The sequence below is a fragment of the uncultured Gemmiger sp. genome (genome assembly GCF_934561205.1).
Lineage (GTDB): Bacteria > Bacillota > Clostridia > Oscillospirales > Ruminococcaceae > Gemmiger.
The window spans coordinates 79,175-86,648 of the sequence record NZ_CAKTFU010000012.1 but is presented as its reverse complement, the minus strand read 5'-3'; the positions used below and the strand labels follow the sequence as shown (position 1 = coordinate 86,648).

The window sequence follows — 7,474 nt, the reverse complement described above, 5'->3', positions numbered from 1 at the left end:
AACACCGCCATCTTCTTCGGCCTGTCCGGCACCGGCAAGACCACCCTGTCCACCGACCCCAAGCGTCTGCTGATCGGTGACGACGAGCACGGCTGGGACGACAACGGCGTCTTTAACTTCGAGGGCGGCTGCTACGCCAAGGTCATCGGCCTGGACAAGGAGTCCGAGCCTGACATCTACAACGCCATCAAGCGCGACGCCCTGCTGGAGAACGTCACCCTGGACGAGAACGGCAAGATCGATTTCGATGACAAGAGCGTTACCGAGAACACCCGCGTTTCTTACCCCATCAACCACATCCAGAACATCGTTCGCCCCGTTTCCAGCGCCCCCGCAGCCAAGAACGTCATCTTCCTGTCTGCTGACGCTTTCGGCGTTCTGCCCCCGGTCAGCATCCTGACCCCCGAGCAGACCCAGTACTACTTCCTGAGCGGCTTCACCGCCAAGCTGGCCGGCACCGAGCGCGGCATCACCGAGCCCACCCCGACCTTCTCTGCCTGCTTCGGCCAGGCCTTCCTGGAACTGCACCCCACCAAGTATGCTGAGGAGCTGGTCAAGAAGATGCAGAAGTCCGGCGCCAAGGCTTACCTGGTCAACACCGGCTGGAACGGCACCGGCAAGCGCATCACCATCAAGGATACCCGCGGCATCATCGACGCGATCCTGAGCGGCGCTATCAACGAGGCCCCCACCAAGAAGATCCCGCACTTCGACTTCGAGGTTCCCACCGAGCTGCCCGGCGTCAACCCCGCCATCCTGGACCCCCGCGACACCTATGCAGATGCCGCCGAGTGGGAGACCAAGGCACAGGATCTGGCCGGCCGCTTCATCAAGAACTTCGCCAAGTACGAAGGCAACGAGCACGGCAAGGCCCTGGTCGCCGCCGGCCCGAAGCTGTAATGTTGGGTCGTTCCTGATTTATAGCTGATATTTTCCGCCCTGTCCGCGCAAGCGGGCAGGGCGGTTTTTGCAAAGAAGAAGGGCATCATGCCGGCCTGCGTAAGGCGTACTGCCAAAATCCGACACTGCCGACCTGCAGGCAAAGTTGGAATTGCCGTTAAAAAAATGTCAAAAACACTTGCGTTATGCGCGGTTTTTGCGTATAATAGAGGTATGCCCCGGGGGTACTGCGCCCCTAATTACTGTGAAACACACCGAGAGGAGCTTTTACTATGGGTCTGGGTAAAAAAACCATTGATGATGAAAACTACGCCGGCAAGCGCGTTCTGGTTCGCTGCGATTTCAACGTCCCGATGAAGGACGGCGTTATCACCAACGACAACCGTATCAACGCCGCACTGCCGACCATTAAAAAGCTGATTGCCGATGGCGCTAAGGTCATTCTGTGCAGCCATCTGGGCAAGCCCAAGAACGGCCCCGAGGCCAAGTTCAGCCTGGCTCCCGTTGCTGTCCGCCTGAGCGAGAAGCTGGGTCAGCCCGTTGTTTTTGCCGATGACGACAACGTCGTGGGCGACAACGCCAAGGCTGCTGTTGCCACCATGGGCAACGGCGATGTCGTTCTGCTGCAGAACACCCGTTTCCGCAAGGAAGAAACCAAGAACATCCCCGCTTTCAGCGAGGAGCTGGCATCCCTGGCTGACGCTTATGTGGACGACGCTTTCGGCTCCTGCCACCGCGCCCACTGCTCCACCGCCGGTGTTACCGACTACGTCAAGGATACCGCTGTCGGCTACCTGATGGAAAAGGAGATCAAGTACCTCGGCAACGCCGTGAACGACCCCGAGCGTCCCTTCACTGCCATTCTGGGCGGTGCCAAGGTCGCTGACAAGCTGAACGTCATCTCCAACCTGCTGGAAAAGGTCGATACCCTGATCATCGGCGGCGGCATGGCCTACACCTTCCTGAAGGCGCAGGGCTACGAGATCGGCAAGAGCCTGTGCGACGACAGCAAGCTGGACTACTGCAAGGAAATGATGGCCAAGGCACAGGAGAAGGGCGTTAAGCTGCTGCTGCCCGTCGATGCTGCCTGCATCAAGGACTTCCCCGATCCCATCGATGCCCCCATCGAAACCGTGATCGTTCCCACCACTGCCATTCCTGCCGATATGGAAGGCTGCGACATCGGCCCCGAAACCATGAAGCTGTTTGCTGACGCCGTCAAGGCCAGCAAGACCGTTGTCTGGAACGGACCCATGGGCGTGTTCGAGAACCCCACCCTGGCTGCCGGTACCCTGGCAGTTGCCAAGGCCATGGCAGAGAGCGACGCTACCACCGTGATCGGCGGCGGCGACAGCGCTGCTGCTGTGCAGCAGATGGGTCTGGGCGACAAGATGACCCACATCTCCACCGGCGGCGGTGCTTCTCTGGAGTACCTCGAAGGCAAGGAGCTGCCCGGCATCGCAGTTATCCAGAAGGCCTGATTTGTAAGAAACCCGCAGGGCGCGGCGGCAAAGCCGCCGCGCTTTTCTTGTGCAGGCACAAGAAAAAGATAAAAACGAATAGATAATAGATAATAAATTATGTGGAGTTTTTGCCCGCAGGGCAAAAACAAATTCTGAGCAGCGCAAAGCGCTGCGGTTCACCTTATTTATTATCTTTTATCTCTTATCTATTATCTGATAAAAGGAGAAAAATTATGGACAAGCAGAACCGTAAAGCCATCATCGCCGGCAACTGGAAAATGAACAAGACCGCCACCGAGGCCAAGGCCCTCATCAACGAACTGATCCCCGCCGTCAAGGACGCCGGCTGCGAAGTCGTTATCTGCGTTCCCTTTACCGATCTGGTCACCGCCGTTGAGCTGACCAAAGGCACCAACATCCATGTCGGCGCCGAGAACGTCCACTTTGAGAAATCCGGCGCCTTCACCGGCGAAATTTCCGCCGACATGCTGACCGACCTCGGCGTCGAGTACGTCGTCATCGGCCACAGCGAGCGCCGCCAGTACTTTGCCGAAACCGACGAGACCGTCAACAAGCGCACCAAGGCTGCCCTGGCAGGCGGCCTGAAGCCCATCGTCTGCGTCGGCGAGAGCCTGGCCCAGCGCGAGCAGGGCGTCACCGAGGAGCTGGTCCGTATGCAGGTCAAGATCGCCCTGAACGGCGTCACCGAGGACGAGCTGAAGAACGTCGTCATCGCCTACGAGCCTATCTGGGCCATCGGCACCGGCAAGACCGCCACCTCCGACCAGGCTGAGGAAGTCTGCGCCGCCATCCGCAAGGTCGTCGGCGAGCTGTACGGCGAGGCCGCTGCCAAGGGTCTGACCGTTCAGTACGGCGGCAGCATGAACGCCAAGAACGCCGAGGAACTGCTGGGCAAGCCCGACGTCGACGGCGGTCTGATCGGCGGCGCTTCCCTGAAGGCTGACCAGTTTGCCATCATCGTGGACGCTGCCACCAAGGGCTAAGCGCCCCATCTTACCCTTTGCAAAGGAGTCAAATCTATGTCCAAAAAACCTGTTATGCTCTGCATTATGGACGGCTTCGGCTGGACGCCGGACAAAACCTTCGGCAATGCCGTGGTCGCCGCCAACAAGCCCAACCTCGATAAGCTGTTCGCCAACTACCCCATGACCACCATCGAAGCCTCCGGCATGGCGGTCGGCCTGCCCGACGGCCAGATGGGCAACTCCGAGGTCGGCCACACCAACATGGGCGCGGGCCGCATCGTCTACCAGCAGCTGACCCTCATCACCAAGTCCATCAAGGACGGCGAAATGCTGAAAAACCCCGTCCTCGTCAACAATATGAAGGCTGCCATCGACGCCGGCAAGGCCATCCACCTGATGGGTCTGGTCGGCACCGGCGGTGTGCACAGCCATGCCGACCACTGGTACGGCGTGCTGGAAATGGCCAAGCATATGGGCGCCAAGGAAGTGTACCTGCACTGCATTATGGACGGTCGTGACACCGACCCCCACAGCGGCAAGGGCTTCCTGGCCGACCTGCAGGCCAAGCTGGACGAGCTGGGCGTGGGCGTGATCGCCAGCGTTTCCGGCCGTTACTACGCCATGGACCGCGACAACAACTGGGACCGCGAGGAAAAGGCCTACGCCGCCTTTGTCTACGGTGAGGGCAACCATGCCGCCAACGCCGCCGAGGCCATTGACGCCAGCTACGCTGCCGGCGTGACCGATGAGTTCGTCGTGCCCGTTGTCACCTGCGAGGGTGGCCGCGTGCAGGACGGCGACACCGTCATCTTTATGAACTTCCGCCCCGACCGTGCCCGCCAGATGACCCGCATTTTCTGCGACGACGCCTTTACCGGCTTTGAGCGCCGCGGCGGCCGCAAGCAGGTGCACTATGTCTGCATGGCAGAATATGACGCTACTATGCCGAATTGCGAGGTCGCCTATCCCCCCGTTGAGCTGAAGAACACGCTGGGCGAGTACCTGGCCGCCCACGGCAAGACCCAGCTGCGCATTGCCGAGACCGAGAAGTACGCCCATGTGACCTTCTTCTTCAACGGCGGCGTTGAGCAGCCCTGCGAGGGTGAGGACCGCAAGGTCATCCCCAGCCCGAAGGTCGCCACCTACGACCTCAAGCCCGAAATGAGCGCCTACGAGGTCGCCGACGAGTGCAAGGCCCGCATCGAGAGCGGCAAGTATGATGTCATCATCCTGAACTTTGCCAACTGCGACATGGTCGGCCACACCGGCGTGTTTGACGCCGCCGTCAAGGCTGTCGAGGCTGTTGACAAGTGCGTGGGTGAGGTCACCGACGCTGTGCTGAACGCCGGCGGCGTGGTGTTCCTGACCGCCGACCACGGCAACGCCGAGAAGATGAAGAACCCCGACGGTTCCCCCTTCACCGCGCACACCACCAACGTCGTGCCCTTCGCCGTGATCGGCGCAGGCGACGTGAAGCTGCGCGAGGGCGGCTGCCTGGCGGATATCGCCCCGACGATGCTGCCCTATATCGGCCTGCCCGTTCCCGCCGAAATGACCGGCAAGAGCATTATTGTTGAGTAATTCTTGCGATAGATCGTAAAAAAGCGTTCCCTCCCGCGCAAGCGGGAGGGAACGCTTTTTTGTGTTTTACGTTTGGAATGTATGCGGTATCAGCCTTACAGTGCAAACTGCACCACGCAGAAGGCGGCATACACGGCCAGCAGCAAAATGCCCTGGGCACGGTTCAGCTTGCCCTTCAGCAGGGCGGGCAGGGTCAGGATCAGCATGACCGCCAGCATGACCGGCAGATCCAGCACAAGGCTGGAGTTGATGCCGAACAGGGTATTGCTCTGCGGGATGGTGAAAGGCGCCAGCGTCACGGACACGCCGCTGACCAGAACCAGATTGAACACGTTGGCACCGACGACGTTGCCCAGGGACAGATCGCTGTGACCCTTGACAAGGCTGGTCACGGCGGTGACAAGCTCCGGCAGGCTGGTGCCCAGCGCCACAAAGGTCAGGGCGATAACGCTTTCGGGCACACCCAAAGCCTGGGCGATCAGGGTGCCGTTGTCCACCAGCAGGTTGGCACCCACGGCGATCAGCGCCGCACCCACGACCAACAGCAGCAGCGTCTTGGACAGGGGCATTTCCTCGGCTTCCTCGGCCGGTTCTTCGGCGGGGGCGTTCTTCATCTGCTTGACGTTGACGACCATGTAGGCCACGAACATGGCCAGCATCACAAGGCCCAGCACACGGGTAAAGCGGCCCATGACGTAGGCGGCAAAGCAGTAGATGGCGGCCGCCGCAAAGAAGAAGGCAACAGGGGTGCGCAGGGTCTTGGGGTCCACCTTGCCGGGGCGCACCGCAATGGTGATGGCGGCGATCAGCGCGGCATTGCAGATGACCGAGCCGATGGCGTTGCCGTAGGCGATCTCACCGTGGCCGGACAGCGCCGACATGGTGGAGACCATGACCTCCGGCAGGGTGGTGCCGATGGACACGACCGTCGCGCCGATGAGCAGCTCCGGCAGGTGAAAGCGGCGGGCCAGGCTGGAAGCGCCGTCAACGAACCAGTCGCCGCCCTTGATTAAAAACAACAGACCTACGATGAATAACAGAACAGGTACGAGCATGAAGAATCCTCCGTTTGGTAATTTATCTTGTCTGTGCGGGTTCGTCATCCGTGCGGAAGGACTTCAGCACACGCAGCGCTAAGGGCAGCGCCAGAAGAAAGCTGAACACGTCCGCGACGGATTGCGCGATCTGCACACCGAACAACCCGAAACATTGCGGCAGAAAAAACACCGCAGGTATGAAGAAAAGCCCCTGCCGCGAGGCCGCGACCAGCGAGGCCTGCCCGGCATAGCCGATGGTTTGCAGCATCATGTTGGTCAGGATGATCCAGATGGCCAGCAGCAGCGTGATGACCTGTGCGCGCAGCGCCACGGTGCCGATTTCCACGACCTTGGGGTCATTGCGGAACAGCGCGATGATTTGCGGCGCAAACACCATGCCCAGCAGGGACAGAACGCCCACCGTCACGCAGCCCAGCTTGAGGCAGAAATAGAACGCCTCGCGCACACGGGATTTTTTGCCCGCGCCGAAGTTGGTGCCGCAGACGGGCTGGAACCCCTGCCCGAAACCGATCAGCGCCGAGCCGGCGAACATCGTAATGCGTCCGACAACGCTCATGGCGGCGATGGCGGCGTCGGCATCGGCCCCGCCGAACGCGCCGGCCGAGAAGTTCAGCACAACGGTGGCGATGCTGCCCATGCCCTGACGGCACAGCGACGGCACACCGCCGTTGAAGATGGCGGAAAAATAGTGTGCCTTGGGGGTAAAGCGGCTCCACTTGATCTTGATGGCCGCCTGTTTTTGGGTGAGCACCAGCAGCGCCGCAAAGCTGATAAACTGGCTGATGACGGTGGCCAGCGCGGCACCCGCAACGCCCATGTCAAAGGCGAAGATGAACAGCGGGTCCAGCGCGACGTTGAGCACCGCGCCCAGCGCAATGCCGACCATGGCCAGCGAGGCGCTGCCCTGGAACCGCAGCTGGTTGTTGAGCACGAAAGAACCCATAATAAACGGCGCACCGATGAAAATCAGGCGCAGATACTGGACGGTGTAGGGCAGGATGGTATCGGTAGAGCCGAGCAGGCGGGAGATGGGCGTGATGAACACAACGCCCAGCACGGCCAGCACGCAGCCGCAGAACACCGCCGAGAAAAAGCCGGTGGCGGCCATGCGCTCGGCGTTTTCGTACTCCCGCGCGCCGAGCTTGCGGGAGATATAGTTGCCCGACCCGTGGCCGAAGAAAAAGCTGACGGCCTGCAGCAGCGCCATGGCCGAGAACGAGACACCTACGGCGGCGGTGGATTGGGTGTTGAGCTGCCCGACAAAGGCGGTGTCCACCATGTTGTACAGGCTGGTGACCAGCATACTGATGACGGTGGGCAGCGAAAGTTCTAAAATCAGGCCGGGGATCGGCGCCTCGGTGAGGTGGCGGACGCGATCCTCGGCAGTCATGGAGGAGATTTTCATAAGGGGAGGGCTACCTTTCTGTGGAAATGAAGTGTGCAAATTGCAAATAAGAAATAAGAAATAATAAATAGGGTGTGCCGC

At 60.5% G+C, this 7,474-nt stretch carries 6 protein-coding genes; 4 read left to right on the top strand and 2 right to left on the bottom strand.

The genetic code is table 11. The features are described 5' to 3' along the window. From Q0I19_RS08505 to gpmI, 4 genes are all read left to right on the top strand, one after another. Window positions 1-900 (top strand): phosphoenolpyruvate carboxykinase (ATP) (locus Q0I19_RS08505; RefSeq protein WP_296023589.1); only part of this gene is annotated, 900 nt, incomplete at its 5' end. A 272-nt stretch (window positions 901-1,172) separates the two neighbouring features. After that, the gene (locus tag Q0I19_RS08500; RefSeq protein ID WP_294761350.1) at window positions 1,173-2,381 is read left to right on the top strand and encodes a phosphoglycerate kinase; all 1,209 of its coding nucleotides are present in this window, start codon (window positions 1,173-1,175) and stop codon (window positions 2,379-2,381) included. Between the two features lie 215 nt (window positions 2,382-2,596). Further along, window positions 2,597-3,367, top strand: a complete 771-nt coding sequence (gene tpiA / locus Q0I19_RS08495; protein ID WP_294761353.1) for a triose-phosphate isomerase — start codon at window positions 2,597-2,599, stop codon at window positions 3,365-3,367. 36 nt (window positions 3,368-3,403) lie between these two features. Further along, a complete protein-coding gene (gpmI, locus tag Q0I19_RS08490) occupies window positions 3,404-4,930 on the top strand; it encodes a 2,3-bisphosphoglycerate-independent phosphoglycerate mutase (protein ID WP_294761355.1) in 1,527 nt (508 codons plus the stop codon). A gap of 95 nt (window positions 4,931-5,025) precedes the next feature. On the opposite strand, the gene Q0I19_RS08485 is transcribed toward gpmI, so the two are convergent. Together Q0I19_RS08485 and Q0I19_RS08480 are read right to left on the bottom strand one after the other, a co-directional pair. Continuing rightward, on the bottom strand, window positions 5,026-5,985 hold the full coding sequence (locus Q0I19_RS08485; protein ID WP_294761358.1) for a calcium/sodium antiporter: 960 nt from the start codon (window positions 5,983-5,985) through the stop codon (window positions 5,026-5,028). Between the two features lie 22 nt (window positions 5,986-6,007). Then, window positions 6,008-7,393 carry an MATE family efflux transporter gene (locus Q0I19_RS08480; RefSeq protein ID WP_294761360.1) on the bottom strand — a complete coding sequence of 462 codons (1,386 nt, stop codon included), beginning with the start codon at window positions 7,391-7,393 and terminating at the stop codon, window positions 6,008-6,010. Between the last annotated feature and the right edge of the window lie 81 nt (window positions 7,394-7,474).